The 25,769-nt window shown below is 72.7% G+C and carries 23 protein-coding genes; 10 read left to right on the top strand and 13 right to left on the bottom strand.

Annotated features, from left to right (window positions below; genetic code table 11):
- Positions 1-74 precede the first annotated feature (74 nt).
- Positions 75-776 (top strand): response regulator transcription factor, encoded by a 702-nt coding sequence (locus AC5JJ1_RS28745; protein ID WP_495788546.1) that lies wholly within the window; start codon positions 75-77, stop codon positions 774-776.
- A 59-nt stretch (positions 777-835) separates the two neighbouring features.
- Here AC5JJ1_RS28745 and AC5JJ1_RS28740 read toward each other — a convergent pair whose 3' ends face one another.
- Together AC5JJ1_RS28740 and AC5JJ1_RS28735 are read right to left on the bottom strand one after the other, a co-directional pair.
- Positions 836-1,924, bottom strand: a complete 1,089-nt coding sequence (locus AC5JJ1_RS28740) for a fatty acid desaturase (protein ID WP_495788545.1) — start codon at positions 1,922-1,924, stop codon at positions 836-838.
- A 246-nt stretch (positions 1,925-2,170) separates the two neighbouring features.
- Positions 2,171-2,470 (bottom strand): hypothetical protein, encoded by a 300-nt coding sequence (locus tag AC5JJ1_RS28735; protein ID WP_495788544.1) that lies wholly within the window; start codon positions 2,468-2,470, stop codon positions 2,171-2,173.
- A gap of 379 nt (positions 2,471-2,849) precedes the next feature.
- Here AC5JJ1_RS28735 and AC5JJ1_RS28730 point away from each other — a divergent pair, with 379 nt between their 5' ends.
- The 8 genes from AC5JJ1_RS28730 (at position 2,850) to AC5JJ1_RS28695 (ending at position 11,398) form a co-directional block, all read left to right on the top strand.
- Positions 2,850-2,972: a hypothetical protein gene (locus AC5JJ1_RS28730; protein ID WP_495788543.1), complete on the top strand. Its 123-nt coding sequence runs from the start codon at positions 2,850-2,852 to the stop codon at positions 2,970-2,972.
- A gap of 132 nt (positions 2,973-3,104) precedes the next feature.
- Positions 3,105-4,001, top strand: coding sequence for a hypothetical protein (locus AC5JJ1_RS28725; protein ID WP_495788542.1), 897 nt, complete (start codon positions 3,105-3,107; stop codon positions 3,999-4,001).
- A 41-nt stretch (positions 4,002-4,042) separates the two neighbouring features.
- A complete protein-coding gene (locus AC5JJ1_RS28720) occupies positions 4,043-4,942 on the top strand; it encodes a LysR family transcriptional regulator (protein WP_495788541.1) in 900 nt (299 codons plus the stop codon).
- Positions 4,943-5,060: 118 nt separating this feature from the next.
- Positions 5,061-6,890 (top strand): MHYT domain-containing protein, encoded by a 1,830-nt coding sequence (locus tag AC5JJ1_RS28715; protein WP_495788540.1) that lies wholly within the window; start codon positions 5,061-5,063, stop codon positions 6,888-6,890.
- A gap of 43 nt (positions 6,891-6,933) precedes the next feature.
- Positions 6,934-7,413, top strand: a complete 480-nt coding sequence (locus AC5JJ1_RS28710; RefSeq protein WP_495788539.1) for a response regulator — start codon at positions 6,934-6,936, stop codon at positions 7,411-7,413.
- 511 nt (positions 7,414-7,924) lie between these two features.
- Positions 7,925-9,049 carry an FIST signal transduction protein gene (locus tag AC5JJ1_RS28705; RefSeq protein WP_495788538.1) on the top strand — a complete coding sequence of 375 codons (1,125 nt, stop codon included), beginning with the start codon at positions 7,925-7,927 and terminating at the stop codon, positions 9,047-9,049.
- On the top strand, positions 9,049-10,404 hold the full coding sequence (locus AC5JJ1_RS28700; protein WP_495788537.1) for a sensor histidine kinase: 1,356 nt from the start codon (positions 9,049-9,051) through the stop codon (positions 10,402-10,404). Before AC5JJ1_RS28705 ends, AC5JJ1_RS28700 begins: the two co-directional genes overlap by 1 nt.
- A 112-nt stretch (positions 10,405-10,516) precedes the next feature.
- Positions 10,517-11,398, top strand: coding sequence for an NAD(P)-dependent oxidoreductase (locus tag AC5JJ1_RS28695; RefSeq protein ID WP_495788536.1), 882 nt, complete (start codon positions 10,517-10,519; stop codon positions 11,396-11,398).
- 2 nt (positions 11,399-11,400) lie between these two features.
- Here AC5JJ1_RS28695 and AC5JJ1_RS28690 read toward each other — a convergent pair whose 3' ends face one another.
- The 6 genes from AC5JJ1_RS28690 to AC5JJ1_RS28665 all read right to left on the bottom strand — a co-directional run bounded on the left by AC5JJ1_RS28690 (position 11,401) and on the right by AC5JJ1_RS28665 (position 19,444).
- The gene (locus AC5JJ1_RS28690) at positions 11,401-12,765 is read right to left on the bottom strand and encodes an HlyD family type I secretion periplasmic adaptor subunit (RefSeq protein WP_495788667.1); all 1,365 of its coding nucleotides are present in this window, start codon (positions 12,763-12,765) and stop codon (positions 11,401-11,403) included.
- 498 nt (positions 12,766-13,263) lie between these two features.
- Positions 13,264-14,547, bottom strand: a complete 1,284-nt coding sequence (locus AC5JJ1_RS28685; protein ID WP_495788535.1) for an iron-containing alcohol dehydrogenase — start codon at positions 14,545-14,547, stop codon at positions 13,264-13,266.
- The gene (locus AC5JJ1_RS28680) at positions 14,544-16,064 is read right to left on the bottom strand and encodes a xylulokinase (RefSeq protein ID WP_495788534.1); all 1,521 of its coding nucleotides are present in this window, start codon (positions 16,062-16,064) and stop codon (positions 14,544-14,546) included. Before AC5JJ1_RS28680 ends, AC5JJ1_RS28685 begins: the two co-directional genes overlap by 4 nt.
- 10 nt (positions 16,065-16,074) lie before the next feature.
- Positions 16,075-17,598, bottom strand: a complete 1,524-nt coding sequence (locus AC5JJ1_RS28675; RefSeq protein WP_495788533.1) for an ABC transporter substrate-binding protein — start codon at positions 17,596-17,598, stop codon at positions 16,075-16,077.
- 38 nt (positions 17,599-17,636) lie between these two features.
- On the bottom strand, positions 17,637-18,527 hold the full coding sequence (locus AC5JJ1_RS28670) for a carbohydrate ABC transporter permease (RefSeq protein ID WP_495788532.1): 891 nt from the start codon (positions 18,525-18,527) through the stop codon (positions 17,637-17,639).
- Positions 18,528-18,535: 8 nt separating this feature from the next.
- Positions 18,536-19,444, bottom strand: coding sequence for a carbohydrate ABC transporter permease (locus AC5JJ1_RS28665; protein WP_495788531.1), 909 nt, complete (start codon positions 19,442-19,444; stop codon positions 18,536-18,538).
- A gap of 184 nt (positions 19,445-19,628) precedes the next feature.
- On the opposite strand from AC5JJ1_RS28665, the gene AC5JJ1_RS28660 reads away from it, so the two are divergent.
- Positions 19,629-20,429, top strand: coding sequence for an HAD-IIB family hydrolase (locus tag AC5JJ1_RS28660; RefSeq protein ID WP_495788530.1), 801 nt, complete (start codon positions 19,629-19,631; stop codon positions 20,427-20,429).
- Between the two features lie 7 nt (positions 20,430-20,436).
- On the opposite strand, the gene AC5JJ1_RS28655 is transcribed toward AC5JJ1_RS28660, so the two are convergent.
- The 5 genes from AC5JJ1_RS28655 to AC5JJ1_RS28635 are packed head-to-tail and all read right to left on the bottom strand — an operon-like array spanning position 20,437 to position 25,766.
- Complete coding sequence (locus tag AC5JJ1_RS28655; RefSeq protein WP_495788529.1) at positions 20,437-21,294, bottom strand: TIGR01459 family HAD-type hydrolase; 858 nt, start codon at positions 21,292-21,294, stop codon at positions 20,437-20,439.
- A gap of 5 nt (positions 21,295-21,299) precedes the next feature.
- Positions 21,300-22,559: an FGGY-family carbohydrate kinase gene (locus AC5JJ1_RS28650; RefSeq protein ID WP_495788528.1), complete on the bottom strand. Its 1,260-nt coding sequence runs from the start codon at positions 22,557-22,559 to the stop codon at positions 21,300-21,302.
- Positions 22,556-23,560 carry a class II aldolase/adducin family protein gene (locus AC5JJ1_RS28645; RefSeq protein ID WP_495788527.1) on the bottom strand — a complete coding sequence of 335 codons (1,005 nt, stop codon included), beginning with the start codon at positions 23,558-23,560 and terminating at the stop codon, positions 22,556-22,558. Before AC5JJ1_RS28645 ends, AC5JJ1_RS28650 begins: the two co-directional genes overlap by 4 nt.
- Positions 23,557-25,092 (bottom strand): glycerol-3-phosphate dehydrogenase, encoded by a 1,536-nt coding sequence (locus AC5JJ1_RS28640; protein ID WP_495788526.1) that lies wholly within the window; start codon positions 25,090-25,092, stop codon positions 23,557-23,559. Before AC5JJ1_RS28640 ends, AC5JJ1_RS28645 begins: the two co-directional genes overlap by 4 nt.
- Positions 25,089-25,766, bottom strand: a complete 678-nt coding sequence (locus AC5JJ1_RS28635) for a class II aldolase/adducin family protein (protein ID WP_495788525.1) — start codon at positions 25,764-25,766, stop codon at positions 25,089-25,091. The genes AC5JJ1_RS28640 and AC5JJ1_RS28635 overlap by 4 nt, the downstream gene beginning before the upstream one ends.
- Positions 25,767-25,769 lie beyond the last annotated feature (3 nt).

Here is a 25,769-nt window from a genome sequence, read left to right as displayed (position 1 = left end):
CCGTCCGGGTTGTGCCACAATGCCATCCTATATGGAGTGTCTGACCCAACGGACGAGCCGGCGGAGACCCGACCATGCCAGCCACGATCGCCCTGGTGGACGACGACCGCAACATCCTCACCTCCGTCTCCATGACGCTGGAGCAGGAGGGCTTCACCGTCCGTACCTATACGGATGGCGAGAGCGCGCTGCAGGGCCTGCTCGCCCGCCCGGCGGACCTCGCCGTGCTCGACATCAAGATGCCGCGCATGGACGGGATGGAGCTGCTGCAGCGCCTCCGCCAGCGCAGCGCCATGCCGATCGTCTTCCTCACATCCAAGGACGAGGAGGTGGACGAGCTGATGGGGCTGCGGCTCGGCGCCGACGACTACATCACGAAGCCGTTCAGCCAGCGCCTGCTGCTGGAGCGCATCCGCGCCCTGCTGCGCCGCAACGAGGCGAGCCGGGCCGAGGGCAGCGGCCAGCCTTCGGGCGGCGTCATCGTCCGCGGCGACCTCGTCCTCGACGAGACCAAGCACACCTGTCACTGGAAGGGCACCGACATCCAGCTCACGGTGACCGAGTTCCTACTGGTGAAGGCGCTCGCGCTGCGCCCCGGCATGGTCAAGAACCGCGACCAACTGATCGACGCCGCCTATGGCGAGAACATCTATGTCGACGACCGCACCATCGACAGCCATGTGAAGCGGGTGCGGAAGAAGTTCCGCCAGGCCGACGACGACTTCGCCCAGATCGAGACGCTCTACGGGATCGGCTACCGCTACAAGGAGAGCTGATCTCCCTCCGGGCGGCGGGCGCACTCCCCGCCGCCCGGAGCGACATCCCGCGCTGCCCGTCAGGCCCGCCCGATCGTCTCCGGCCGCGTTGCCGCCAGGCTGGCCAGGTTGGCGTCGATGGCACTGATCAGGCCCCAGTTCTCGATATAGCCGGAGGGGAAGCCGGGCGAGCCGGCCTCGAGATCCTGCTGGCGCGCATGGATGTAGTCGGTCCAACGCCGCGTCGCCGGGCGGCGGTGGTGGAAGTCGTGGCAGGGCGCATCGCCGACCAGCACGAAAAGGCGGACGAAGAGGTGCACGGTCAGCATCTCCAGCCACCAGCCGGCCCAGAGCGCCAGGCCGCGCGGGCTGTTGGCGCGCGCGGCCGGCGGCTCCCGCCCGGGGAAGACGCCTGCCGTCGCATGGCAAACGAATTCGCGGTTGCGCATGGCGATGAGGTCCGGCTCGGGGAAGCGATGCTCGCAGAGGATGCGGAGCACGGTCGCCGCCTGCAGCAGCACCGTCACCGGCAGCACCCAGGCGACGAGGAAGGCGGGCAGCACGCCGCAGGCCGCGGCGAGGAGGAACGCACCCGCCCAACCGATGCGCCCGACCCGGTCATGCGCCGCATCGCCGGTGAAGAGGCTGGCGCCGATCCGCCGGCGCAGGAAGCGGGTGTGGAAGGCCGGCGAGACCAGGCTGACGCAAACCCGGCGCCACAGCTCCCGCTTCGGCAGGCCCGCCTCGAGCCTGCAGAGGCCGAGGACGAAGTCGGCGAACTCGTCCTCCTCCGTCAGCAGCTTCTTCGGGCTGTGATGCAGCATGTGCTCGTGCTGGTAGTCGTCGAAGCGCTTGAACAGCAGCAGTGCCGAGACCAGCCGGCCGACCTGGCGGTTGCGCTCCCGGCTACGGAAGACGGTGCCGTGCGAGCAATGGTGGAAGATCACCACCTGGAACAGCCCAAGCCCGCAACTCGTCGCCAGCAGCCCGAGCGGCAGCAGCAGCCAGAGGCCGAGCGTCGGCTCGGCAAGGAGGAAGGGCAGGGCGGAGAGGGCGACGCCACCGAAGGTCCAGAGCAGGGCGATGGCGACGAAGCGCTCGCCTGGCCGCTCGACCATGGCTTCGCCGGGCGCGGGCCGCGCCGTCAGCCATGTGAGGAAGGGCTGCATCCAAGGCTGGATGCGCCCCGCCATGACTTCCCTCGGATTGGTAGTTGCGGGCTTCGAGACGAAAGCCTGATCCGCTGAATCACTGAGCCTGACAAAGGTCATCTGTAGCACTCCAAGACCACGGGAGAGCTATAGCGCGGCTCAAGGTGTATACTTCAGCAACTATTTCGTTTCAGAGCGCCACAATCGTCCCAGCAACCCCGCCTTTCCTCGGTAGCTGCGACGATAGCTGCGGGAGGTCATGCGTCAGGACAGGCCGAGCCAGGACTCCCACGGGGCGGGGCTAGGCGGGGTGAGGCGGTTGAGCCGGGTGGCGGCGAAGCGGCTTGCGACGGCGGCGGGCATCGCCACGGGGCCGAAATAGGCCGCGTCGCGCATGTCCTCCGGCGCGCAGACCACGATGCCGTCCTCCCACTCCCCCCGATCCATAACCTCGGGCCAGTCATGACCGCGCCAGAGCAGCGGGCGGAGGCCGGAGGCGTCCTCGACCCAGTGCCACCCGCTCCGCTCGGGTTGCGCGGGAACCCCGTTCCAAAGACTCGTCATGCGGGTCCCTCCCGAACCACCGGTGCTGTCCGTCGAATGCAGAGGCCCCGGGCGCCAGGGCAATCCCAAGCGTCCCACGGGATTCGACCAGGGGCGCAGGATGACAAGCCGGGACACAAAATGAAACAGCAATGCGCTGCGTCGGCCGGGAAGGGCTGGCACATTTAGATGACTGTGGGGTCCTTGCCTCTCGCCGACTGGAGGCGGGGATCGCCCCGCCCTGCCCGGCGCCATTCCTGCGGCTTAGGCGCCGCCCGCCATCCACCGCGTGGATGATGTCCATCCGACCTTCCGCTTGGCCTTTTGCCGCGGCCGGACCGATCTTCCAGCCCAAGGAGCGGGCGGCCGCCGCGCTGCCGCCAGACCAGGAGACTCGATCATGCTGCACAACCTCATCGCCTCCGACCGCCTCGGCGAGGCCGCCGCCTATGCCCTTGCCGCCGCCTATTTCGGCGCCTTCATCCTCGCCCTCGAGGCGGCGCTGAGCAAACTGGTCTATTAAACGCTTCATTATTCCCTATAGCGGAACAGTACCTTCCCTGGCGAGCGGCTTCAGCGCATCGGCGGGTTGCCTGACACTCCGAACGAGAGGCAGGGCGCAGCGCCCGCGCCGCCCGCATCGGAGAACAGCAGCATGATCACCCAACACTCGCCATGGCATGCGGGCGAAGTCGCCCTGCAGTCCTCGCTCGGCATGGCGGAGCGCATGGCCGTGGTCGGCCAGCATGTCCTGCGGGACCACCTGATCGAGCAGCACCAGCTGTTCTACCCCCAGCTCCCCTTCCTCATCCTCGGTGCGGTGGATCCCGAGGGCGACCCCTGGGCTACTATCCTCGTCGGCCGGCCCGGCTTCCTCTCCGTGCCGGATGCCGGGACGCTGCATGTCGCAGCCCGGCGCGACCCGGCGGACCCGGCCGATCGCGGCATGGAGGCAGGCGATGCCGTCGGCCTGCTCGGCATCGAATTGCCGACGCGGCGGCGCAACCGACTGAACGGCCGCCTCCGCCGCGAGCCCGGCGACGAGGGCTTCGCCGTTGCGGTGGAGCAGAGCTTCGGCAATTGCCCGCGCTACATCATCCCGCGCGGCCTCGCCTTCACCGGGGACGGAGCCGAGGCCGGCGCCGCCGCCCTGCCGCGCCTCGACCCGGCCGCCTTGGCGATGATCGGGCGCGCCGACAGCTTCTTCGTCGCCAGCCATGTCGGGGAGGCGGGGCCGGGCCGGCAGGTCGATGTCTCGCACCGCGGCGGGCGTCCCGGCTTCGTCCGCGTCGAGCCCGATGGCTCGCTCACCATCCCCGACTATGCCGGCAACATGTTCTTCAACACCCTCGGCAACATCCTGGTGACGCGGCGGGCCGGGCTGCTCTTCATCGACTGGGCGACCGGCACCCTGCTCCAGCTCACCGGCCCGGCGGAGATCCTGCCGGACGGGCCGGAGCCTGCCGGCTTCGAGGGCGCCCAGCGCCTCTGGCGCGTCACGCCGCGGCGGATCATCCGCCGCCGGGCCGCCCTGCCGCTGCGCGGGGCATAGGATGGCGGGGCCGTGCTAGGCTCCCTCGGCAGGAGGGCGCGATGGACCGCTGGCAGGCGATGCGCATCTTCGCCAAGGTCGCCGAGACCGGCAGCTTCGCCGCGGCCGGCCGCCAGCTCGGCCTCAGCCCGCCCGCCGTCACCCGCGCCGTCGCCGCGCTCGAGGAGGCGATCGGCACCCGCCTCCTCACCCGCACCACGCGCCTCGTCCGCCTCACCGAGGCCGGGGGCCGCTATGTCGAGGATTGCCGCCGCATCCTCGCCGACGTCGCCGAGGCGGAGGCCGCAGCCGCCGGCGCCTACGCCACCCCAACCGGCACGCTGAGCGTCACCGCCTCCGTCCTCTTCGGCGAGGTCTATGTGCTGCCGATCCTGACCGAGTACCTGGACCGCCACCCGGCGGTCAGCATCCGCGGCCTCTTCCTCGACCGCGTCGTGAACATCGTCGAGGAGGGGATCGACGTGGCGATCCGCATCGGCCACCTGCCGGACTCGGGGATGGCGGCGCTCCGGGTCGGCACGGTGCGGCGCGTGGTCTGCGGCGCGCCGGAGTATTTCGCCCGACACGGCGTCCCGGCCCATCCGGGCGAGCTGGCCCGGCACCGGACCATCGCCCCGATCGGCGCCTCCGCCTCGCTGGAATGGCGCTTCGGCCCGGGGGGATCGCGCAGCGTCACAGTGCAGCCGCGGCTTGCCTGCAACACCAACGCGGCGGCGATCGCGGCGGCCGCGGCCGGCTGGGGCGTCACCCGGCTGCTGAGCTACCAGGTCGCCAGCCTGCTCGCCGAGGGCAGGCTGCAGCGGGTGCTGGCCGAATTCGAGGAGGAGCCGCTGCCGATCCACGTCCTTCACGTCGAGGGCCGGCATGCCGCGGCCCGGGTGCGGAGCTTCGTCGAGCTCGCCGCGGGGCGGCTGCGCGCCAATCCGCTGCTGCAAGGGTAGGCTGGCGCGGCTTGCATTCATGCCGTGGCCTGTGATGAAAGGATAAGGAGAGTCTATTCCGGGAGGTCCGGCCCCGCCGATGCATCACCTGCACAGCGCGCATGAGCCTGTCCTCGTCATGCTCTCAGTTCTCATCGCGGTGCTCGGGTCCTGGACGGCGCTCGACCTGTTCCACAGGGTCCGGGCGAATGCCGGCGCCGTCCGCCTGTGGTGGCTGGCCGGCGCCGCGGCGGCCACCGGCGGCTCCATCTGGTCGATGCATTTCGTGGCCATGCTGGCCTACGACCTCGGCCTCCCCGTCCGCTACGATGTCCGGCTGACCATCCTCTCCCTGCTGCTGGCCGTCGGCGCGACCGGGCTCGGCTTCGCCCTGGCCGCGGGGCGCACCGCATTGCCGGGGCGCGGGCGCATCGCCGCCGCCGCCCTCGCCATGGGGCTTGGCATCTGCCTCATGCACTATGTCGGCATGGAAGCGATGCGGATGGCGGCGCTGCCCGTCTACGAGCCGCTTCTGGTCACGGCCTCCGCGGCGGTGGCGATCGGCGCCTCGGCCCTGGCCCTGGTGCTTGCTTTTGATGAGCGGTCGGCGCCGACCCGGGCCATGGGCGCCCTCGCCCTCGGCCTGGCGATCGCTGGCATGCACTATACCGGCATGGCTGCCGTCAGCTTCCTGCCGGTTCCCGGCCCGCCCTCCCGGCCGGCCGAGATCCCGGCCCAGGCGCTGGCGATCGGCATCGCCGCATGCACCCTGCTGCTGCTCGCCCTGGCGCTGGTCGCGGCCATGGTCGACCGCCGCGTGGAGGCGCTGGCGCTGCGCGAGGCCGTCGCCCTGCGCCGCAGCGAGGAGCGGCTGCGCGGCGTGCTGGAGCGCATGCCCGTCGGCATCCTGGTCATCGACGCGGGCCTCGGCCGGATCCTCCTCGCCAATCCGGAGGCGGAGCGGATCCTCGGCCGCCAGCTGGGGGCGGCAACGCCCGCCACGCTGGACCAGCTGGACGACCCGCTGGCCTCCGCCCTCCGGCAAGGCGTGGCGATGGGGCGCCAGCCCCTGGCCCATCGCCACCCCGATGGCACCACGCTGCATTTCGATCTCAGCCTTGCCCCGATGCCGGACGGGGAGGGGCGGCAGGACCTCGCCATCGCCACGCTGCAGGATGTCACGGCCCGGGTGCAGGCGGAGCAGCGGCTACGCCGGGCCCAACGGCTGGAGGCGATGGGCCAGCTCACCGGCGGCGTGGCGCATGACTTCAACAACCTGCTGATGGTCGTCTCCGGCAACCTTCAGCTGCTGATGCGCCGCACCACGGACGAGGCCCTGCTGCGCCTGGCCCGCAGCGCCGCCCAGGCCGTGCGGCGCGGCGCTGACATCACCGCCCGCCTGCTGGCCTTCGCCCGCGAGCAGGCGCTCAGGCCGGGGCCGGTGGAGCTGACGGAATTGCTGCCCGATGTCGCCGAGAGCGTCCTAGGCCGGACCCTCGGCGGGCTGATTCGCATCGAGACGCAGGTGGAGCCGGGGCTTTGGCCGGTGCTCGCCGACCAGTCCGAGCTGGGGGTCGCGCTGCTGAACATCGCCATCAATGCGCGCGATGCCATGCCGGAGGGCGGGCGGCTTGTCATCGCCGCCGCCAATGTCCCGGCGGACGAAATGCCGGACCGGTTGCCCGGCGGGCTGGTGCCCGGGGATTACGTCGCCCTCACCCTGACCGATAGCGGGGCGGGGATGAGCGAGGAGGTGCTGGCCCAGGCCTTCGAGCCCTTCTTCACCACCAAGCCGGTCGGCCGGGGCTCGGGCCTCGGCCTGTCCCAGGTCTACGGCTTCGCCCGGCAGTCGGGCGGCACGGCCCAGCTCGCCAGCCGCCCCGGCGAGGGCACGCAGGTGACGCTCTGGCTGCCGCGCGCGGCGCCGGCCACGGCCGACGCCCTGCTGACTGGCGAGCGCGTCGCATGAGCGCCCTGCCGTCCCGCGCCCCGGCTTCCGCGAGGGCATGAGCATGGCCCCTTCGACAACGCTCCGCCACCTCATCCTCGGCCCTGGCCCTGGCCCGGGCGGGGACGGCCTGGCCGACAACGGCTCCTGCGGGACGCCTGCGATCTCGCCGGTCCCGGCATACGTGGAGCCCTCGCTGGCCGGCCACCGCGTCCTGGTCGTCGACGACGAGCCCATGATCCTCGAGATCCTGGTGGAACATTGCGCCGCGCTCGGCCTCACCGTCTTCGAGGCGCCCGACGGCGAGCCGGCGCTGCGGGAGATCGAGCGGCATCCGGAGATCGAGGTGCTGGTCACCGATGTGCGGATGCCGGGGCTGGACGGCCCGGCGCTGGTCGAACGAGCGCTGGTGCTGCGGCCGTCGCTCAAGGTGATCTTCGTCACCGGCTACACCACCCACCACAGCAGCGCCTGGCCGATCCTGCGCAAGCCCTTCGAGCTCGATGAGCTCGACACGGCCCTGCGCCAGGCGCTGCTGCGCTGAGGACCGCGCGGCCATCGCCGCGCCCGGTGCGGCTTCGGTGGCGCTGCCAACCCCGCCGCGGACTTCCCCCGCGAACCGGCGCACCGGTTTGAAGAAAAGCATCAGGTTGTGTATTACCCGTTGATACAACTTGTGCGAGTGATTAACCTTGAGATGGGTGAGGTGCCGGCGGGCACTTCCGAGATGGATTTCTCGGCCGGTTGATGACAGGATCGTGAGACAGCCCCGCCAAAAGACGGGGGACCTTTTTTCTATCTCTACCCGCGATGTATGCCTTAAGGACCAATGCAATCCCACGGAGCGGCAGCGTCTGGTATTGCAACCACCGTTGTGGCCACGGTTTGGGAGTGTTTCAAGATGCCAATCCGTTCCAGAGCGAGCGAGGCGCCCTTCCATGTTTGATGCCCATGTCACGGCACCGCCGCAGGATGCTGGCACGGTCCGGCTGGGTTACGCCAGGCATGCCGACCCACGCATCGCGGTCCGGCAATGTGCCACAGCCATGGGGCAGATGACGCCCCTGCTGATGCTGGCCTTCTGCGGCGGGCGGCATGCGCCGGAGGCGGTGCAGGCGGCGCTGCGCGAGGAGTTCGGCCCGGTGCCCGTCTATGGCGGATCCGCCGCCGGGGCGATCGGGCGGGACGGCTTCGGCTATGGCGGCTTCGAGATCGGCCTCATCGCCTTCGAGGACCCGGCGCTGGCGCCGCAGGCGGTGGTGACGCATGGCCTGCTCGCCGATGCCCGCGCCGCCGGAGAGGAACTGGGCCGGGCCGTTGCCGCCGCCGCCTCCGAGGGCGCCGCGGTGCTGCTCCTGTTCGACAGCGTCGCCAGCGGCTCCCCGCCGCGGCTGCACCATGCCAGCCGGATCGTCGAGGGCTTCCACGCCGGGGCGGGGAACAAGCCGGTCTGCCTGTTCGGCGGCGGCCTGCTCACCGACATGAACCTCTCCGACGGCTGGGTCTTCGACGGCGCTGGCATCTCCAAGCATGCGGCCGTCGCCCTCATCTTCCCGCCCACCGTCGTCGCCGAGACGATCATCATGCATGGCTGCCGCCCGGTTAGCGCCTTCATGGAGATCACCCGCATCAACGGCGCCGAGGTCTACGAGCTCGACGGCAAGCCCGCGCTGGAGGTGATCGAGGCCATGCTCGGCCTGCCGCTGGGCGGCTCGCGCGGGCAGGAGCTGTCCCTGGTGGCGACGCTCGGCCAGAAGCAGGGCGACCCCTTCGCCCCGCATGACGAGAATGCCTATGTCAACCGGCTGATCCTGCGCGCCAATCCGCAGACCGGCTCGGTGACGCTGTTCGAGCCCGATTTCGCCGAGGGCGACCGGGTGCAGATCATGAGCCGCGACAACCGGTTGATGCTCGATTCGGTCGAGCGCGGCGTGGCCGATGCCAACCGCCGCCTGATCGGGCCCGACAGCCTGTTCGGCCTCTACATCGATTGCGCCGGCCGGGCCAGCGCCCGCAGCGGCGCACCGATCGAGGAGGCGGAGGTGATCTGCCACGGCCTCGATCCCAGCCTGCCCTTCCTCGGCTTCTACTCCGGCGTCGAGATCGCGCCCTTCGCCAACCAGCCGAGCCGGCCGCTCGACTGGACCGGCGTCCTGGCCGTGCTGAGGAGGCGCAAATAATGACCACCAGCGCCCCTCTTGCCTCCCTCGGCCAGGTCGAACGCGAGCTCGCCTACTACCGGCGGGAATGCAACGACCTCGGCGCCCGCCTGCTCCGCCTGCAGGAGGAGCAGAGCCAGGCCTTCCGCGAGGCGCGGCGCAGCCGCACGGTGGCGAAGCTGATCCGCGAGGCCTACCGCCTGGCCGACCTGCACATGACGGCGGGGGAGATCGGCGCGGCGCTGCTCGAGGTGGTGGTGGAGAACGTGCTCTGCGACGGCGCCGCCCTGCTGCAGCGGGACGCGACGGACGAGGGCTGCTTCCGCGTCGTCCATGCCATCGGCCAGGTCGCCACGCCCACCCTTCGCCTGCCGATGCCGCCGGGCTTCTTCTTCACCACCGCCCGCAGCGTGCTCGAGCCGCAGGCCTATGCGCTGACCAGCATCCTCGGCCTGCCCTACATCCTCTGGGCCTATGACCGCTCGACCGGCCATGCGCTGATCCTCGGCAACCGCTCCGAGAGCAATGTCAGCCGCCCCTACGAGCCCGGCGACCAGGAGCTGATCGAGGGCGCGCTCTCGGTCTATATCGACGTGCTGCTGCGCAAGCAGGCGGAGACGGAGCTGCGCGTGGCGAAGGCCGCCGCCGAGCGCGCGAGCGAGGCGCGTAGCCGCTTCCTCGCCACGCTGACGCATGAGCTGCGCACGCCGCTGACCGCGGTCATCGGCTTCTCCGAGATGCTGCTGCCGGGCTCGCGCCACAACGCCTCGCAGGCGAGCACCGAGCGCTATGCCGCGCATATCCACGATGCCGGGCGACACCTGCTCGCGCTGATCGACGGCATCCTCGACTATTCGAGCCTGGAGCAGGCGCTGCCGCGCCTCTCGCCGCTCTGGCTGCCCGCGGCGCAGCTGCTGGAGGAGACGTCGAGCCTCGTCAGCGGCGTCGCGCAGATGCGCGAGGTGACGGTGGAGATCGGCCCGGCGGCGGAGACGCCGCTGGCCGTCTTCGTCGATCCGCTGCGCTTCCGCCAGGTGCTGCAGAACCTGCTCGGCAATGCGGTGAAATTCGCCCCGCCCGGCAGCGCCGTCGAGGTCTCCGTGTGCCGCGGCGGGGATGGCGGCGCGGTCTTCTCCGTGCGCGACCACGGCTGCGGCATGCTGCCGGAGGACATTCCCCGCGCGCTCGAGCCGTTCCAGCAGATCGATGGCGGCGTGGCGAGGCGGTCGGGCGGCATCGGGCTCGGGCTGCCGATCGCCAAGGGGCTGGCCGAGGCACATGGCGGCCGCCTCATCCTCGACAGCGCCCCCGACCAGGGGACGACGGCACGGGTGACCCTGCCGCCGGAGCGGGTGCGGGAGCAGGGCTGCCGCTGAAGGCCGGTTGCCAAGCGGCATGCGGGTGGCGAAGCTTCCGGGCGTGACCCCGCCGGGGGATGGGCCCACGGCCGGCGCCATCCGCCCACAACCCGCATCCAGGATGATCGGCATGGAAATCCGCACGGTCGGCGTGGTCGGCCTCGGCAATATGGGCCTCGGGATGGCGTCCAGCCTCGCCCGGGCCGGCTTCGCCGTGGAGGGCCATGACATCGATCCGGTCCGGCGGGACGCGGCCGAGGCGGCCGGCATCCGCTTCCGCACGGACCTCGCCGGCTTGCTCGGCACGGCCGATGCGCTGGTCTTCTCGCTGCCCTATGCCCGCGACGTGGAGGCGGTCGCCACCGCCCCCGGCGGGCTGCTGGAGCGGCGCGACCGCAAGGTGGTGGCGATCGACACCTCCACCTCGGACCCCGGCACCTCCCGCCGCCTCGCCGCGCGCCTGGCCGAGGCCGGGCATGGCCTGCTCGACGCGCCGGTGAGCGGCGGCCCCTCCGGCGCAGCGGCCGGCACGCTCACCATGATGGTCGGCGGCAGCGAGGCGGACCTCGAGGCGGTCCGCCCCGTCCTCGCAGCCCTGTCCGGCACGGTGATGCATGTCGGCCCCTCCGGCGCCGGCAACGTCGCCAAGCTGGTGAACAACATGCTGGTCGCCGCGCATCTGGTGACGACCGGGGAGGCCCTGCGCCTCGCCGTGGCCGCCGGCCTGCCTGCCGAGGCGGTGCTGCCTGTGGTCAATGCCGCGACCGGGCGCAGCGCGGTGAGCGAGGCGATGGTGCCCCGCTGGGTCCTGCCCGGCAGCTTCGACAGCGGCTTCTCGGCCGGGCTGATGCGGAAGGATGTCGGCCTCGCCATCGCGCTCGCCGAGGAGGTCGGCTGCCCGCTGCCGCTCAGCGCCGCCGCGGCCCGGCTCTGGACGGAGGCGCGCGACCGCATCGCGGATGCGGACGACTTCACCCGCATGGCCGATTTCCGCGCCCTGCCCGCGGGCTGAGCTCAGTCGCGGAAGGCGCGGCGGAGGAAGTTGCGGACCGGCGCCAGCACCATGGTGATCGGCGTACGCGGCGTGCCGAGGATGTAGAGCTCGGTCGGCATGCCGGCCATCAGCTGCACCTCCGGCACCAGCTCCAGCGCGCGGGGGTCGAGCGTGATGCGCACGGGGAAATAGGGCGCGCCGCCGTCCGGCGGGGTGACCGCATCGGCGCCGACGGTGGTGACATGGCCATGCACCATCGGCACGCTGCGCATCTTGTAGGGCGTCAGGCGGATGTTTACCGCCTGGCCGACCGTGACCCGTTCATTTCCCTCTTGCTCGACCCGGCCCTCGATCACCAGCCGGTCCCGCAGCGGCACGAGGTCGAGGATGGGCTGTCCCGCCAGGATGCTGGCGCCCGGGGTGAAGGCCTGGACATTGGTCACCCGCCCATCCTCCGGCGCCAGCACCTCGCGCCGCGCCAGCACGTCCTCCGCCGCGCGGAGCTGCTGCTGCGCGCTGGCGATGGCGGCCTCGGTGGCCTGGATGTCGGTGGCGATGTCGGCCAGGCGCTGCAGGCGGATGCCCTCCAGCTGCCGCTGCGCCTGGACGATGCCCTCGCGCAGCTGCGCCTCCTGCGCCGCCGCCCGGCCGATGGCGGCGACGAAGCCCGCCTCCTGCTGCTGCAGGTTCAGCACGAGGAAGCGCGAGGCGAAGCCCTCGGTCAGCAGGCGGCCATAGCCGGCGATCTGCTCGCGCACCGCCAGCACCTGGCGCTGCGCGCCCTCGCGCTGGGCCCGGGCGCCGGCGACCTGCGCGTGCAGCTGGGTGACGGCGCGCTCCTGCACCGCCGCCTGCCCGTCGAAGGCTGCCCAGCGGGCCGCGAAGAGCGCCTGCTCGGCCTGGAGGAAGACGGCGATGGCGGGGTCCGCCTCGCCCTGCGCCGCCACCTCCGGCGGGAAGGCGAGCTGGCGCTCCCCGGCCTGCTCGGCGGCGAGGCGGGCGGCCCGCGCCCGGCCGCTCCAATAGGCGGCGCGGGCCTGGATGGCATCCGCCTCGGCTTGGGTGACGTCGAGCTGCAGCAGCGGCTGGCCGGCCTGCACCACGCTGCCCTCCTGCACCATGATCCGGCGCAGGATGCCCGGCTCCAGCAGGTTCACCGTCTTCCGCCGCCCCTCGGGGACCAGCTGGCCCGGCGCCACCACCGCCTGCTCCACCCTCGTCATGGTCGCCCAGGCGATGAAGGGAACCAGCGCCAGCCCGAGCCCCAGCGCCGTCAGCCGCAGCATGTGGCCGAGGCCCGGGCGCTCCGGCACATGCCCGACCTGCTGCCGCAGCACCTCGAGCGGCACCGGCGGCAAGGCGGTGGGGCGGCCTTGCGGGACCATGAGCTGCAACGGCTGGGGCTCCTTCACTGGGTCGGGAGGCGGATCGGGGCGGTCTCCCCTCATAGTTGAGCCATCTTACCAGATTTTTGCGGCAGGCGGCGAAGGCCCCGGCGCCTGCCTCCGCCGATGATGTGGCCGAGGGAGCACAGCGAGCGGTTCGCGGTGGTGCCGGCCCGTGCAGGCGAACGGTTGGAGAACGCCGTGCCGGTGCGTGTCGGCGCCGCCATCGGTCCAGGCTGTCCCGAGACTTGTCCCCAAGCTTCTCCACGATGCTGGGGATAAGCGAATGCTTGACCTTCGCGCCAGGATACCGGCGGGTCCGGCGAAGCGGCCTGGACCGAACCCCGAGCAGGTGGAGGCACTTGGTCGGCGTAGTTCGCCTGCCCGGCCAAAGGTCAGGTCAGCTTCCGCAAGCCGCCCGGCATCGGCAGGGGCGACGGCGCGGATCGGGCTCCGCGATGATCCCAAGCGCAGGGGCGGCCTGCGAAGGCCAGCCGGTCAGGACTCCGCCGCGGCGAACTCGGCCAGCAGGCCAGCCTGCGCAGCCAGGTCGAGGAAGCAGTACCGGTCGCGGATCTCGTGCGCATGGCCGACCGCATCGGCATAGAAGCCCGGCGCAAGGCCGAGCGCCTCGCCGGTGGCCGGCATGCTGCTCGCGGCGATGATGCGCTCCATCTCCTCCAGCGGCAGCATCACCCTCAGCAGGGCGGCGCGGATGGCATCCCAGCGGTCGGCGAGGCGCGCGTTCAGCCGCTCGGTCGCTTCGGCATCGAACGGCTTCTTCGCCATCGCCGCCCGGCAGGCCGGGGCAAAGCGGCCGAAGCGCACGGCGAAATCCGCATCGGGCTCGAGGGCGCGCAGCACCGGCGGCGCCGTCTCGGCCAGCATCCGGGCCTGCAGCCGGGCCATGGTCCAGGTGGCGACGCCCACCTGCTCGCCATGCAGGCTGCCGGGATGCGGGGCGGCCAGCATGTCGATGTAGTGGCTGATCTGATGCTCGCCCATGGAGCCGCAATGGCTGGTGCCGGTGACCAGGACGCCGAGGCCGGAGAGCACCAGCAGCCGCGTCAGCAGCCGCACGCCCTCCGCATCCCCCTCCCCCAGCCGCGCGGCCGCGGCGAGCAGCGGCGGCTCCTCCTCCCGCATCAGGGCATAGGGCGTCTCGGCATAGCGCGTGTCGAGCAGCAGGTGGGAGAGCAGCCAGTCGACCTGCGCGGTCGAGCGGCAGATGGTGTCGCCGAGCCCGGCCAGGATCATCCGCCGCGGCGCCCGCGCCATCACGCCGAGATCGAGGAAGACGCCGAGCGGCGCATGCGCCGGCAGGCTGAGCTTGAAGCCGTCGCGCGTGATCGAGACGGTGTTGGTGACATAGCCGTCCATGGAGGGCGCGGTGCCGAAGACCGCGCAGCGCCGCCCCGTCCGGTGGGTGACGTATTTGCAGAGGTCGTTGACGGTGCCCGAGCCGATGGCGACCAGCCCGTCCGCGCCCCGTGCCCGCTCCTGCAGCGCGTCGGCCGTCGCCTCGTCCGCCTTCGGGTGATCGAGGACGATCAGCTCCGCCCCCGGCAAGGCGCGGTGCACGCGGCGGCCCAGCACCTCCGCCGTGTTCTCGTCGGCGACGACGGCCAGCCGCTCGCCGAGGCCGAGGCCGGCGAGCATCTCCTGCTCCCGCCCCTCCAGGCTGTCCTCGATGGCGATGCGGCGGATGGTGGTGCGCAGCGGCCCGCCGAGCTCGGGCGCCTGGAAGCGGCCGGCCAGCACATCGGCGATCGGATCGGTCACGTATGGTCTCCGCGGAAGGCGGCAAGCCGCGCGAAGCTGTCGCGCAGCGCCGGGTAGAGGCTGCGATAGATCGCCAGCAGCTCGGCGTAGCGGGCGGCGCGGGCGGGGTCGGGCTGGTGGCGCTCGCGCAGCGCGCCCTCCATCGCCCGCGCCGCCGCGGCGGGGGTGGCGTGCCAGCCTGCGGCGACGGCGGCCAGCATGCCGGCGCCGAGCGCCGAGGCCTCGACCGTCTCGCTCGCCACCACGGGCTTGTTCGTGGCATCCGCCATCACCTGCCGCCAGAGCCGGCTGCGCGCGCCGCCGCCGATGGCGAGGAGCTCCGTCACCGGCTCGCCGGTCGAGGCCTCCATGGCGGCGAAGCCCATGGCGCAGTCGAGCGCGATGCCCTCGACCAGGGCGCGGTAGGCATGGCCGCGGCCATGCTCCGGCGCGAGGCCCACCAGCGCGCCGCGCGCATCCGGGTCCCAATGCGGGCACATCACGCCGCTCCAATAGGGCAGCAGCAGCAGCCCGTCCGCGCCGGGCGGCAGCGCCTCCGCCTCCGCCTCCAGCCGGTCGTAGCAGCCGGGATCGGTGCCGGGGTCGAAGCCGAGCAGGCGGCGCACCAGCCAGTCGGTCAGGAAGGCGCCGGTGCGCAGGCAGAGCTCGAGGATGTAGCCCTCGTTGTCGAGGGCGAGCTCGGTGCGGAAGGCGGCGTCGGTCCGGTAGGCGCGCGAATGCACGCCCGCGACCGTCGCCGTGCCGAGGTTGAGATAGGCCCGCCCGCCGCCGAGCACGCCGCAGCCGAGCCCCGCCGCCTGCCCGTCGCCGCCGCCGGCCGCGACGATGGTGCCGGGCCGCAGCCCCGTCTCCGCCGCGGCCTCCGGCGTCACCGCCCCGATCGCCGTGCCGGGCGGCAGGGCGGCGAAGAAGCGGCGCTCGTCGAGGCCGATATGGCCGAGGATCTCGGCCGAGTAGCGCCGCTCCGCCATGTCGAAGACGGCATGCGGATCGGCGCTCGCGGCGCTCGTCGCCCGCACGCCGCTGAGGCGCCAGGCAAGGTAGCCGTGGACATCGACGAAGTGGGCCGTGGCGCGAAAGGCCTCGGGCTCCACCCGCCGCATCCAGTGCAGGGTGTAGAGCGAGGGCGTCAGGTCCGGCATGCGGCCGGTGATGCGGTGCAGCCGCTCCGCCCCGAAGCTCTCGGCGAGCAGCGCGACGTCGCGCCGCGCCCGGCCGTCGAGCCAGAGGATGCCGGGCCGCACCGGCCGCCCCTCGGCATCCAGGAAGCCGAGCGTCTCCCGCTGGTTGGAGATGGCGAGCGCGGCGATGCGCCCCGGGTCTACCGCCGCGGTCAGGCCCTGGAGCGCGGCGGCCGCCGCGCCCCACCAGTCCTCCGGCGCCTGCTCGAAGGCCGCCGGCGCCGGGTTCGCCATGGGCACCGGCGCGCGGCCCTCCGCCACCGGCCGCCCCTGCGCGTCCCAGGCGATCGCCTTGGTCGCGGTCGTGCTGCTGTCGAGGCCGATGACGAGGTCCATGCGCCCGCCCCTAGCGCCCGCGGAAGGGCGTCGCGGCGCGGTCGGCGACGCGCTTGATCGCCGCCATGCACTCCGCCGGGCTGCGGTGCTGGCCGGCCAGCAGCTTGCCGAGCTCCACCGGGATGGTGTTGTTCGACAGCTCCGCCCAGGCGGGGAATTTCGGCTCCGAGCCCATGGCGTTGTTGATCGTCCACTCAATCGCCGGGAAGTGGCGCGTGGTGCCGGGCCCGACGCGGGCATTCTCAAGCACGCGCGGGTCCTTGAAGGCCGAGCTCCGCACCGGCGAGGCGCCGCCGCCGAGCGTCGAGCTGCGCGCCACCACGTCCTTCGAGCAGACCCACTGCATGAAGATCCAGGCCGCGTCCTGGTTGCGCGAGTAGCGCGAGATGGCGAGCGAGGAGCCGCCCTGGTGGCCGATATGCGGGATCTCGAGGAAGCCCGCCTCGGAGGGCGGGCGCAGCTTCGCCTCCTTCGGCGGCCGTGCCGCCTCCATCAGCCCGCGCACCTTGCTGTCCGGGCCGTCGAAGGCGGGGAAGAACTCGCCCCAGCTAATGCAGAGCGCGGCGTTGCCTTGGGTGAGGGATTGGCCCTCGCCGTCCCAGGTCCAGGTCCTGGCGGCGGGCGGCATGTGCTTGACGAGCTCGAGCATGTACTCGAGCCCGGCGATGCCCTCCGCATCGCCGCCCGAGAAGGTGCCGTCCTTGGCGAAGACCGAGCCGCCCTGCGACCAGAGCCAGGCCGTCCAGTCGCAGTTGAGCGAGTAGTGGCCCGAGCGGAGCTGGCCGGTGGTGCCGAAGATGCCGATGCCGCGCTCCGCCTGGTCGATGGTGCGGACGGCGTTCAGGTACTCGTTCATCGTCGTCGGCACCTGGAGCTTGTGCTTCTCCAGCAGGTCGCGGCGGTACATCATGATGAAGATCGGGATGTCGAAGGGCAGCCCGATCATCTTGTCGCGGAACATCGAGATGCCCTCGACCAGCGGCTTCGAGAAGTCGTCGATGTCGAAGCCGGGCATGGCGAGGTCCGGCTTCCTGGCCAGCAGCTCCCGCGGGTCCAGCGTGTCGGGCGCGAACAGCGCGGTCCAGGACTGGTCGAGGTAGTAGAGGTCGTAGGTGCCGAGCTTGCCCTGGCTGTCCACCGTCGCCTTCTGCAGCACCTGCTCGAGCGGGACGATCTCGATCTCCACCTCGATGCCGGTATTTGCCGTGAACTCGTCGCGGGCGAGCTGGTTGGCGACGATGGTGGGCGGCGTCGCCTCCGAGGTGTAGCGGATCTTCTGACCACGAAACTTGCTGCCGACGTCGCGCAGCCAGCGGATCATCGCCTGGTCGGCCTGCGCCGCGGCGGGGTTGCCAACGGCCGGCAGCAGGCTGCCGGGCCGCTGGCCGCCGAGGAAGCCGGCGGCGAAGGAGGAGAGGCCGACGCCGGCGAGCGACAGGCGCCGCAGGAACTCGCGCTTGCCGATGCGGCGTGCCGCGAAGTCGCCGGATGCGTCGGCGATGAAGGTCTTTCGGTCGTGCTCGCTGAAGCTCATTGTCCTTGTCCTCCCTGTTGCGCGACCGGGTCGCGCCGTTACTCCTTGATCGATCCCAGCGACAGCCCGCGCACCAGGTGGCGCTGCGTCGCCAGGATGAAGATGAAGGCCGGCACCAAGGCGGCCGTGCCGAGCGCCGTGATGAAGCCCCACTCCGTGCCGGTCGAGGTCACGAAGGTCGAGATCTTGACCGGAACCGTCCTGATCTCGCTGGTCAGCTGGAGCGAGATCAGGAACTCCGTCCAGGAGAAGACGAAGCAGAGCACCGCCGTCGCGGCCAGGCCGCCGCGGACCAGCGGCAGGGCGATGCGGCGGAAAACGTCGAACCGCCCTGCCCCGTCGATCATCGCGGCCTGGTCCAGCTCGAGCGGAACGTCGTCGAAGAAGCTCTTCATCAGGAGCGTCGCCACCGGCAGGTTGACCAGCATGTGCGCGAGCACGAGGCCGAGCAGGGTGTCGCGCAGGCCAAGGTCGCGGAAGACGAAGAAGAGCGGAATGGCGACGGCGACCGGCGGCAGCATGCGCTGGCCGAGGACGAAGAGCAGCAGCCCCCGCCGCGCCCTGAAGCCGAAGCGCGAGAGCGCGAAGGCGGCGGGCGTCGCCAGCATCAGGGCGAGCAGGGTGGAGCCGGCGGCGGTCACCATGCTCTGGGCGATGCTGGGCAGCGAGAAATAGCTGCTCGCCCCGCCGGCGGCGCCGGCCGCCGTTGCGCCGGGCGCTAGCTCCAGCCGCGACTGCCCCAGCAGCGTCACCGCATAGTTCCGCAGCGTCGGCGTGAAGTCGAAGAAGACCGGCGGGTTGGCGAAGATCGCCGAATAGGGCTTGAAGGAAGCGAGCACCCACCAGAAGACCGGGAAGAGCAGCAGCCCGACCGCGAGCAGCGCCCCCGCATCCCGCAGCAGCCCGAGGCGCGCGGAGCGGCCGGCCATCCGCCCGCTCACAGCCGCACCCGCGCGAGGCGCATGAAGGTGGCGGCCGCGGCGTTGATCAGCAGCAGGGTCAGCAGCGAGAGCACGGCGGCGCCCGGGAAATTCGCCAGGCCGAAGAGCCGGCCGGCATACCAGCTCAGCGTCTCGGTATCCGTCCCCGGCCCGCCCGAGGTCATCACATAGACATAGTCGTAGACGCGAAAGAGATCGATGCCGCGGATCAGCACGGCCAGCGCGATGATGCGCCCGAGCATCGGCAGGGTCAGGTAGCGGAAGGCGGCGAAGGGGCTCGCGCCGTCGATCGCCGCCGCCTCGAAGGGCTCGGGCGGCAGGGCGCGCAGGCCGGCGAGGAACATGAGCACCATGAAGGGCACCCATTGCCAGACATCAACCATGACGAGGCCCGCGAAGGCAAGGCCCGGCGTGCCGAGGATCGGCGTGCGCGGGTCGAGCAGACCGGCGGATTGCAGCCCGATCGCCAGCACGCCGTACTGCCCGTCCAGCATCAGCAGGAACATCAGCCCCGCGACCGCGGGCGGGATGACGAGCGGCAGCGACACCAGCGCGCGCAGCACGCCGTAGCCGCGCCGGTCGCTGTCGAGCAGCAGCGCAAGGCCGAGGCCGAGCACGAGCTGCAGCGCGAGGGAGCAGCCCACATAGAGCAGCGTCGTCCCCATCGCCTCCCACATGCGCTGGTCGGCGAGCATCTCGGCCCAGCCCTCGAAGCCGACATATTCCAGGCTGCGCGTGTAGATGTTCTGGCGATGGAGACTGAGCCAGACGCTGTATCCCAGCGGGTAGATTCCGAAGGCCAGCAGCACCGCGATCAGCGGCGCGATCCAGGGCAGCGGGTGCTCGGTGCTCAGGACACGCGTCAGGCGGAGCAAGGGGGCGCGCGACGCGCGCCCCGGCGGCATCGTTGGAGCCTCGGCTGCGGCGCGGTGCTGCACGCTATTCTTCCTCCGGAGGCCGCGCTGCTTGCGCGCGTGCAAATGCCTGTTGTACTGCGGGAATTGCGCGAGAGGCTGCCGGAGCGCCGCTCGCGGTGTCAAGCAACAAGCCGTTCACGGCGAAGGGGGTGACAGGATGGATGCAGGCAGCATGCGGCCGATCGCGCAGTGGCCCCACGAGGAGCGCGCCGGGATCGACCTCCTCTTCACCGACATCGACGACACGCTGACGCTGCACGGCCGCCTGCCGGCGGCAGCCTATGCGGCGCTCGAGCGGTTGACGGCGGCCGGCATCCTCGTCGTGCCGGTCACCGGCCGGCCCGGCGGCTGGTGCGACCAGATCGCGCGCCTCTGGCCCGTCGCCGGCGTGGTCGGCGAGAACGGCGCCTTCTGGTTCCGCCATGACCCGGCGACCGGGCGCATGCAGCGGCGCTTCCTGCAGGATGAGGCGACACGGGCGGCGAACCGCGCGCGCCTTGCCTCGCTCGGCCAGCGGATCCTCGCCGCGGTGCCGGGCACCGCCCTCGCCTCCGACCAGGGCTACCGCGAGAGCGACCTGGCGATCGACTTCTGCGAGGACGTGCCGGCGCTGCCGGAGGAGGCGGTGGGGCGCATCGTCGCGCTGTTCGAGGCCGAGGGCGCGACGGCCAAGGTCAGCTCCATCCACGTCAACGGCTGGTTCGGCGACTACGACAAGGTGACGATGGCGCGGATCTTCGCGCGCGAGGCGCTGGGCATCGAGCTCGACGCCGCGCTCGGCCGCGCGGTCTTCCTCGGCGACAGCCCGAATGACGGGCCGATGTTCGCGGCCTTCCGCCACGGCGTCGGCGTCGCCAACCTGTGCCGCTTCGCTGGGCGGATGCCGGTGCTCCCGCCCTATGTGACCGATGGCGAGGGCGGCCACGGCTTCGCCGAGGCGGCGGAGGCGATCCTCGCGGCGCGCGGCGCCTGAGCGGGGCTCAGCCGCGCGCATCGGCCGCCTCCGCCGCGAAGCCTTCCATGACGAGGTCGGGCCGCGCGCCGTGCTCGGCGCAGGCCGCCTCCAGCGCTGCGCCGCGCAGGCCGGCGGCGACGCCGGTCAGGACCAGCCCGGCACCGCAGCCCGCGCGGCGCGCGCCGGCGATGTCGTGCTCTAGGCTGTCGCCGAGGCCGAGGATGCGCGCCGGCGGCGGGTCGCCCAGCGCGCGCAGCGCCGCGGCATAGATCGCCGGATGCGGCTTGCCGATCCAGGTCACCTGTCCGCCGAGCGCCTCATAGAGTTCGGCGATCCGGCCGGCGCCGAAGGCCTGCCCGCCGGCGACGAGCATGGTTCGATCGGGGTTGAGGCAGAGCGCCGGTACGCCGGCCTGCGCCGCCGGCGCCAGCAGCGCGGCATAGTCCTCGATCGGGACGCGCTCGCCCTCGCTCGCCGCGATGATGACGAGGTCGGCCTTCGCCGCCTCCGGCACGACCTCGATGCCGAGGCCCTCGACCGGCGAGCGGTCGCCGTCGCGCGAGAGCAGCAGGCAGCGCCGCGCGTCGCGGGCCTCCGCCAGCGCGCCCTCGGCCAGCAGCCTCCACCCGACCTCGCCCGAGGTCAGCAGGATGTCGTACAGCGCGTCCGGGAAGCCGAGCCGCGCGAGGCGCTGGCGGTTGCCGGCCGCGCGCTTGCCGGAGTTGGACAGCAGCACCACGCGCTTGCCGGCGGCGCGCAGCGCCGCCAGCGTCTCCGGCGCGCCGGCATAGGGGCGCTGTCCGTCATGCAGCGTGCCGAACTGGTCGAGCAGCAGCCCGTCATAGCCTTCCGCCGCCGCGATGGCATCGGGGACGGGGCGCATCGCCCTCAGGCCCCCTGCGCCGCACGGAGGGCCAGGCGCGCGGCGCCGGCCGCTGCCTCTTCGGACGCCGCGGGCAGGAGCGGCACGCCGAGGAGGCGCGCGCGGATGGCGCCCCAGGCCGCGTTGCGGGCGCCGCCGCCGACGGTGCGGACCGAACGCGGCCGCGGTGCCCCGAGCGCGGCAAGCCGCGCATAGCCCGCGGCCTCCACCCGGGCGATGCCCTCCAGCAGCCCGTGCAGGAAATGCGCATCGTCCGCGGGCCGCGGCGCCTCGCGCGGGTCGAGCCCGGGGTCGCTCACCGGGAAGCGCTCGCCCGGCGCGGGGAGCGGATAGTAGTCGAGCCCGCTGGCGCGGGCGGGATCGATGCGCGTGCTCAGCCTGGCCAGCGCCGCCGCGTCGAAATGCCGGGCCAGCGCCGCCCCGCCGGTATTGGAGGCGCCGCCGGCCAGCCACATCGCTCCGAGGCGGTGGCTGTAGACGCCCGAGGCTGGGTCGGAGACCGCCCGGTCGCAGGCGAGTTTGAGCACGAGGGTTGAGCCGAGCGAGGTGACGGCCTCCCCCGGCTCCGTCGCGCCGGTCGCCAGGAAGGCGGCGCAGCCATCCGTCGTGCCGGCCGCGACCAGGGCATTGCGCGGCAGGCCGAGCCGGGCCGCCATCGCCGCATCGATCGGCCCGAACGCCGCGCCCGGCTCCGCGACGCGCGGCGGCAGCAGGGCCGGGTCGAGCCCCGTGCGCCCGATCCAGCCCGGCCAGCGCCGCGCCACCGGGTCGTAGCCGGTCTTCAGCGCGTTGTTCTCGTCCGTGGCGTCGAAGGCGCCGCGCAGCCGCCCCGCGATCCAGTCCGCCTGGTGCAGCAGCCGCGCGAGGCCGGGTCTCTCCCGCATCGCCAGCGCGCGGGCGAGCGGCGAGCTGCCGCCGAGCGCCGCGCTGTCCGAAGGTGCCGCGCGGCGCACGGCCTCCACCGCCGCCTCCGGCGCCTGGTCGTTGTAGAGGCTGCCCTCGCCGAGCGGCGCGCCCGCGGCATTCACCGCGACGAGGGTGCCCGAGGTGCCGTCCACCGCGACGGCCGCAACCGCGCCGAGATCGGCGCTGCCGCGGAGCGCGGCGAGCGCGGCCTCGACGCCCGCCCACCAGCCCTCCGGCGCCCGCGCCCGGCCCTCCGGGAAGGGCGCGGCGGCGACGGCGAGCACCGCGCCCGCCGCATCCAGCAGCGCCGCGCGCACGCCGCCCGTGCCGATGTCGAGGCCGAGGGCGATCCCGCTCATGGCGCGGCCGCCGCCTGGCGCAGCTTCTCGGCATCCCAGCCGAGCAGCTCCGCCTCCGCCGCCGCGGTCAGCGCCAGGATCGGCTCCTCCGGCGCGAGGCGCCCCGTGACATCGGCGAGGCAGCGGGCGAGCGCGGGCACCGCGGCCACCGCGTCGCGCCGCCGCAGCGCGCCGAGGCCGGGCGCGAGCAGCAGCGGCTCCGTCCGCTCCGCCGCGCCCTCGCCGGGGGCGAGGCAGGCGATGCCCGGGCCGAGGAACACCACGTGGTCCGGATAGAGCGAGCCGCGGCGCGCGACGGCGAGGCGCTGCGGGTCGGTCGCCACCGCATGCGCCTCCTCGGCCGGCTCGTAGGCGCTGCCCGCGGCCAGGCGCCCCAGCGCGGGCAGGTCGGGCGGCGGGGCGGGACGGGGCGGGCGGCGCAGGCGGCGCGCCACCTCGGCCAGCCGCGCCGCCGCCTCCGCCGCGGTCGCGCCGCCAGCGACCAGGCCGTGGTTGCCGAGGACGACGACATCGGCCTCGCCCGCGCCGCGCGCCAGCATCAGCCGGGTCAGCGGCAGGCCGGGGCGCACATAGGGCGCGAAGATCCAGCGCAGCCCCCGCAGCCGCTCCGCCAGGGCAGCCTCGGCATCCGCGCGCGCCGCCCAGGCGATGGTCTCGACGCAGTGGGTGTGCAGCACCACCGGATGCGGCAGGGCGGCATGGAAGGTGGTCTCGATGGAGGGGCGGAGGCCGGCGGCATTCGCGGCCTGGTCGACGAAGTCCTCGGCGCGCTCGGCGGCATCGCCCGGCGCGGCGATGGCCTCGCGCAGCGCATCGAGGCGCACCGGCACCAGGATCGGCCGCCGCTCCGCCTCGGCAAGCCAGGTGCCGGAGGCCTTCACCCAAAGCAGGCCATCGCGCTTCAGCGAGACATTGCCGCCCGGTCCCTGCACCTGCGCGGGGTCGCGCCCGAGCGCGGCGGAGACGGCGAGGAGGTCCGCGAGGCCAGGATCGGTGCTCATGCGACCGGCGCCCCGGTCATCCAGTCGGCGAAGGCGGCGCGCTCGGCTGGGCTCATATGCAGGCCGTGGCGGGTGCGGCGCTCCAGCACGTCCTCGCCGGTGCGGGCCCATTCGGTGCGGCGGAGGAAGTCCGCCTCCCGCTCGTAGAGCGCCGCGCCGAAATGGCGGCCGAGATCGCCGCGATCGCGCGCGCCCTCCAGCAGCGCCGCCGCGCGGGTGCCGTAGCTGCGGGCGTAGTGGTGCGCGACGTCCGGCGGCAGCCAGGGATGCCCGCGCCGGAGCGCGGCGAGGAAGGCGTCGAAATCGCCGCCGGGCAGGTCGCCGCCGGGCAGCGACGCCCGCGCCGTCCAGTCCGGCCCCGGCCGCCGCGGCAGGTGCGGCGCGAGCTTGGCGAGGGCATGCTCGGCCAGCTTGCGGTAGGTGGTGATCTTCCCGCCGAAGACCGAGAGCAGCGGCGCCGCGCCCCGCGGCGCCTCCACGTCGAAGACGTAGTCGCGGGTCACGGCGGAGGCATTCCTGCCGCTGTCGTTGTCGTAGAGCGGCCGCACGCCCGAGAAGCTGTGCAGGATGTCGCCGGGCCCGAGCTCGGCGCGGAGGTAGCGGTTCACCGCGGCCAGCAGGTAGTCGCGCTCGGCCTCGTCGATCGCGACCTTGCCCGGGTCGCCCTCATAGGGGGTGTCGGTGGTGCCGATCAGGGCGAGGTCGCCGGCATAGGGCACGACGAAGATCACGCGGCGGTCGATGTTCTGCAGCAGGTAGGCGTGCGGCCCCTGCCAGAAGCGGCGGATCACCAGGTGGCTGCCCTTCACCATCCGCACCCGCGCCGCGGCATTGCTGCCGACCACGCCGCGCAGCACCGCCTCCACCCAAGGGCCGGCGGCATTGACGAGGACGCGGGCACGCACCCGGCGCTCGGCGCCCCCGTCCGGGGCCAGGGTGACCTCCCACAGCCCATCCTCGGTGCGGCGGGCCTGGCGGGCGGCGGTGCGCACCAGGATTTCGGCGCCGCGCGCCTCGGCATCGAGCGCGTTCAGCACGACGAGGCGCGAATCCTCCACCCAGCAATCGGAGTACTCGAAGGCGAGCGGATACTCGGGACGGATCGGCGCGCCCTCCGGCGCCTGCCGCAGGTCCAGCTTGCGGGTGCCCGGCAGCGTCTCCCGCCCGCCCAGATGGTCGTAGAGGAAGAGGCCGAGGCGGACCAGCCAGGCCGGACGCTGCTCCGGGCTGTGCGGCAGCACGAAGCGCAGCGGCCAGACGATATGCGGCGCGGCGCGCAGCAGCACCTCGCGCTCGATCAGCGCCTCCCGCACCAGGCGGAACTCGTAGTATTCGAGGTAGCGCAGCCCGCCATGGATCAGCTTGCCCGAGCGCGAGGAGGTGCCCTGCGCCAGGTCGTTCTTTTCGCAGAGCAGGACGGAGAGGCCGCGCCCCGCCGCGTCGCGGGCGATGCCGGCGCCGTTGGCGCCGCCGCCGACGACCAGCAGGTCGTAGGGCTCGCCCTCCCCGCGGCGGGCCGGCGCCGCGCTCACTCGGCGGCGGCCTGGCGCGGCCGCTCCTGCAGGCCATAGGTGGCGAAGCTCCTGTGCGTCTCGGCGATCTCGGCGTCGGTCAGCATCACCGGGCCGCCGACCTGCAGGCTCAGCCAGTATTGCCGCGCGATGGTCTCGAGCTCGACGGCGAGCCAGATGGCCTTGTCCATGCTCGGCGCGCAGACGGTGATGCCGTGGTTCGCCATCAGGCAGGCGTTGCGCCCCTCGAGCGCGGCCAGCACATGCTGCGCGAGCTCGGCCGTGCCGAAGGTGGCGTAGGGGGAGCAGCGCACGTCGTTCCCGCCGAAGGCGGCGATCATGTAGTGGCAGGCGGGGATCCCGCGCCGGGTGATGGCGAGCGCCGTGCAATAGGTCGGGTGCGCGTGCACGACCGCATGCGCATCCGGCCGGCCGAGCATGATGCCGTGATGGAAGCGCCACTCGGTCGAGGGCTTGAGCGGCCCTTCCCAGGCCTCCGGGTCGCCCTCGAGCGGGATGGAGGCGACCATCTCCGGCGTCATCGCCTCATAGGGCGTGGCGGAGGGCGAGATCAGCATCCGGTCGCCGATGCGGACGCTGACATTGCCCGAGGTTCCCTGGTTGATGCCGAGCGCATTCATGCGCCGGCAGGCTCCCACCACGCTCTCGCGGGCCTCCATCTCGGTCATGCTCATGCG

The organism is Belnapia sp. (assembly GCF_059504005.1).
Note: the sequence above shows the minus strand (reverse complement) of the source record. Positions and strands in the feature narration are given on the sequence as shown.

Coding starts and splice junctions, on each gene's coding strand:
- AC5JJ1_RS28715 (WP_495788540.1), top strand. CDS start 5,061: ATGCTCTCAGTTCTCATCGCGGTGCTCGGGTCCTGGACGGCGCTCGAC.
- AC5JJ1_RS28670 (WP_495788532.1), bottom strand. CDS start 18,527: ATGGCCGGCCGCTCCGCGCGCCTCGGGCTGCTGCGGGATGCGGGGGCG.
- AC5JJ1_RS28660 (WP_495788530.1), top strand. CDS start 19,629: ATGCGGCCGATCGCGCAGTGGCCCCACGAGGAGCGCGCCGGGATCGAC.
- AC5JJ1_RS28665 (WP_495788531.1), bottom strand. CDS start 19,444: ATGCCGCCGGGGCGCGCGTCGCGCGCCCCCTTGCTCCGCCTGACGCGT.
- AC5JJ1_RS28725 (WP_495788542.1), top strand. CDS start 3,105: ATGATCACCCAACACTCGCCATGGCATGCGGGCGAAGTCGCCCTGCAG.
- AC5JJ1_RS28700 (WP_495788537.1), top strand. CDS start 9,049: ATGACCACCAGCGCCCCTCTTGCCTCCCTCGGCCAGGTCGAACGCGAG.
- AC5JJ1_RS28635 (WP_495788525.1), bottom strand. CDS start 25,766: ATGAGCATGACCGAGATGGAGGCCCGCGAGAGCGTGGTGGGAGCCTGC.
- AC5JJ1_RS28645 (WP_495788527.1), bottom strand. CDS start 23,560: ATGAGCACCGATCCTGGCCTCGCGGACCTCCTCGCCGTCTCCGCCGCG.
- AC5JJ1_RS28650 (WP_495788528.1), bottom strand. CDS start 22,559: ATGAGCGGGATCGCCCTCGGCCTCGACATCGGCACGGGCGGCGTGCGC.
- AC5JJ1_RS28675 (WP_495788533.1), bottom strand. CDS start 17,598: ATGAGCTTCAGCGAGCACGACCGAAAGACCTTCATCGCCGACGCATCC.
- AC5JJ1_RS28695 (WP_495788536.1), top strand. CDS start 10,517: ATGGAAATCCGCACGGTCGGCGTGGTCGGCCTCGGCAATATGGGCCTC.
- AC5JJ1_RS28710 (WP_495788539.1), top strand. CDS start 6,934: ATGGCCCCTTCGACAACGCTCCGCCACCTCATCCTCGGCCCTGGCCCT.
- AC5JJ1_RS28730 (WP_495788543.1), top strand. CDS start 2,850: ATGCTGCACAACCTCATCGCCTCCGACCGCCTCGGCGAGGCCGCCGCC.
- AC5JJ1_RS28680 (WP_495788534.1), bottom strand. CDS start 16,064: ATGGACCTCGTCATCGGCCTCGACAGCAGCACGACCGCGACCAAGGCG.
- AC5JJ1_RS28740 (WP_495788545.1), bottom strand. CDS start 1,924: ATGCAGCCCTTCCTCACATGGCTGACGGCGCGGCCCGCGCCCGGCGAA.
- AC5JJ1_RS28745 (WP_495788546.1), top strand. CDS start 75: ATGCCAGCCACGATCGCCCTGGTGGACGACGACCGCAACATCCTCACC.
- AC5JJ1_RS28705 (WP_495788538.1), top strand. CDS start 7,925: ATGACGCCCCTGCTGATGCTGGCCTTCTGCGGCGGGCGGCATGCGCCG.
- AC5JJ1_RS28735 (WP_495788544.1), bottom strand. CDS start 2,470: ATGACGAGTCTTTGGAACGGGGTTCCCGCGCAACCCGAGCGGAGCGGG.
- AC5JJ1_RS28655 (WP_495788529.1), bottom strand. CDS start 21,294: ATGCGCCCCGTCCCCGATGCCATCGCGGCGGCGGAAGGCTATGACGGG.
- AC5JJ1_RS28690 (WP_495788667.1), bottom strand. CDS start 12,765: ATGGTCCCGCAAGGCCGCCCCACCGCCTTGCCGCCGGTGCCGCTCGAG.
- AC5JJ1_RS28720 (WP_495788541.1), top strand. CDS start 4,043: ATGGACCGCTGGCAGGCGATGCGCATCTTCGCCAAGGTCGCCGAGACC.